Source organism: Jiangella rhizosphaerae, assembly GCF_003579925.1.
Lineage (GTDB): Bacteria > Actinomycetota > Actinomycetes > Jiangellales > Jiangellaceae > Jiangella > Jiangella rhizosphaerae.
In genome coordinates, this window is record NZ_QUAL01000267.1 from 1 (window position 1) to 2,114 (window position 2,114).

Sequence of the window (2,114 nt, forward strand, 5' to 3'; positions counted from 1 at the left end):
GGAGCAGCTGATCTGCAGCGGCGCCCTGCGCGGCAAGCAGCACACGTACGCGCTGCTCGACGACCGCGCGCCGGCGGCCGATCCGCTCGACCGCGACGAAGCGCTGGCCCGCCTCGTCACCCGGTACTTCACCAGTCACGGCCCGGCGACGGCGAAGGACCTCTCCTGGTGGTCCAGCCTGACGCTCGCCGACATCGCCACCGGGCTGGCCGCGGCCGGCGACGCCCTCGAGAGCATCGACGTCGACGGCGTCACCTACTGGTCCGCGGCGGGCGCGGCCTCCGGTCGTGCCGAGGTCGACGAGACCGCCGTCCACCTGCTGCAGCCGTACGACGAGTACCTGGTCGGCTACACCGAGAGCAAGCGGCTGCTCGACCTCTCCGGCGTCGTCGCCGGCACCCGGCTCGACGGCGCCGCCACCGGCGTGCTGCTGCTCGGCACCCAGGTCGCCGGGCGGTGGAAGCGGACGGTGCGCTCCGGCGAGGTGGTCGTCGAGGCCGGCCTGTACGAGCCGTTCCGTGCGGCAGCGACGCCGGGCCTGCAGGCGGCCGCCGACGTGCACGGCTCGTTCGTGCAGCGGCCGGCCACGGTCACGGTGGGCCCGCTCTGACCGGCGCCGAGCGGGCCGGACTCCGGCCGACCGAGCGGTTCTCGGACGGCGAGCGGCTCTGGATCCGGTCCGTCGTAGGGTGAGCGGGTGGCTGAGCTCGCGGCGGTGGTGTTCGACCTCGACGACACGCTCTTCGACCATTCCGGCTCCGCCGCTCGCGGCTTCGGCACCTGGCTGGCCTCGTTCCACGGCCCAGCCACGCCGGAGCTGACCGCGGCCTGGTTCGAGCTGCAGGACCTGCACTTCGCCGCCTGGCGCGACGGCCTGGTCAGCCTGGCCGAGCAGCGCCGGCGCCGCATCGCCGGGCTGCTGGAGCTGCTCGAGCGGCCGCTGCTGGACCCGCCCGGCCTGGACGCGCTGTGGGCCGACTACTTCACCGCCTACCGCTCCGGCTGGGAGCGCTTCGACGACGCCGAGGCGGCGCTGGAGCTGGTGGCGGCGGCCGGGCTGCGCACCGGCATCCTCACCAACGGCCCCGACGACCTGCAGCACGACAAGCTCGCCGTCATCGGGCTGAGCGGCCGGGTCGGCCCGGTCGTCACCGCCGAGTCGCTGGGCAGCGCCAAGCCGCACCCGGCCGCCTACGCCGGTCTGTGCGAGGCGCTCGGCCTCGATCCCGGAGCCATCCTCTACGTCGGCGACGACTACGAGCTGGACGTCGTGGGCGCTCGCGCGGCCGGGCTGCGCGCCGTCCACCTCGACCGCCACGGCACCGGACCGGCCGGCGAACGCGACCGCATCGGGTCGCTACACGACCTGGCCGCGCGCCTCGTGTAGGGCTCGTGGCGGTGTCGTGGCGCGGGCCGTTCCTGCTCTCCGGCGCGGTGGGTGTCCCGCTCTGCCTGGCCGGCTACCAGCTGCTTGGGCCGGTGATCGCCGCCGGGCGCCCGGCCGGGCTGCAGTACTGGGGCTGGGCGGTGTCGGCGTTCGTGCTCGGCATGCTGGCCGGTTCGCTGGTCGCGCTGCGGTGGCGGCCGCGCCGGCCGATGCTCGCGACGGTGAGCGTCCTGCTGGCTTGGCCGCTGCCGTTGGCCGTGCTCGCGCTCGACGTGCACCTGGCCTCGGTGCTGCTGCCGATGGCGGTCAGCGGGCTGGCCCTCGACCTGTTCGCCGTCCGCGACATCCGGACCCTGACGTGGCATCCGGAGCCGGAAGGGCACAAGGTGGAACGGTGACGACGTCGACGAACCTGCCCGGCCCGGCCTCGGTGGCCTCCGCCGCGGAAACCATCGCCCCGTACATCCGCCACACGCCGCTGCTGCGCGCCGAGGTCGACGGCCGGCCGCTGGTGCTGAAGCTCGAGCACCTGCAGCGCAGCGGCTCGTTCAAGCTGCGCGGCGCGCTGACGGCGCTGCTGCGCGGCGACCGGCCGGACCACGTGGTCACGGCGTCGGGCGGCAACCACGGCCTCGGGGTCGCGACGGCGGCGGCGCTACTGGGCCTGCCGGCGACGGTGTACGTCCCGGAGACCGTCCCCGCCACGAAGGCGCGCCGGATCGAGGAG

At 75.1% G+C, this 2,114-nt stretch carries 4 protein-coding genes; all 4 read left to right on the forward strand.

Annotated features, from left to right (window positions below; all coding sequences use genetic code 11):
* On the forward strand, positions 1-610 hold a 610-nt coding region (locus DY240_RS23080), incomplete at its 5' end, for a DNA glycosylase AlkZ-like family protein (protein ID WP_147375465.1).
* Positions 611-697: 87 nt separating this feature from the next.
* The gene (locus DY240_RS23085) at positions 698-1,387 is read left to right on the forward strand and encodes an HAD family hydrolase (RefSeq protein ID WP_199702145.1); all 690 of its coding nucleotides are present in this window, start codon (positions 698-700) and stop codon (positions 1,385-1,387) included.
* A gap of 5 nt (positions 1,388-1,392) precedes the next feature.
* Entirely contained in the window at positions 1,393-1,785 is a 393-nt protein-coding gene (locus tag DY240_RS23090; RefSeq protein WP_119662116.1) for a hypothetical protein, read from the forward strand.
* Positions 1,782-2,114: pyridoxal-phosphate dependent enzyme (locus tag DY240_RS23095; protein ID WP_119662117.1), on the forward strand; the 333-nt coding region annotated here is incomplete at its 3' end. The genes DY240_RS23090 and DY240_RS23095, both read left to right, overlap by 4 nt.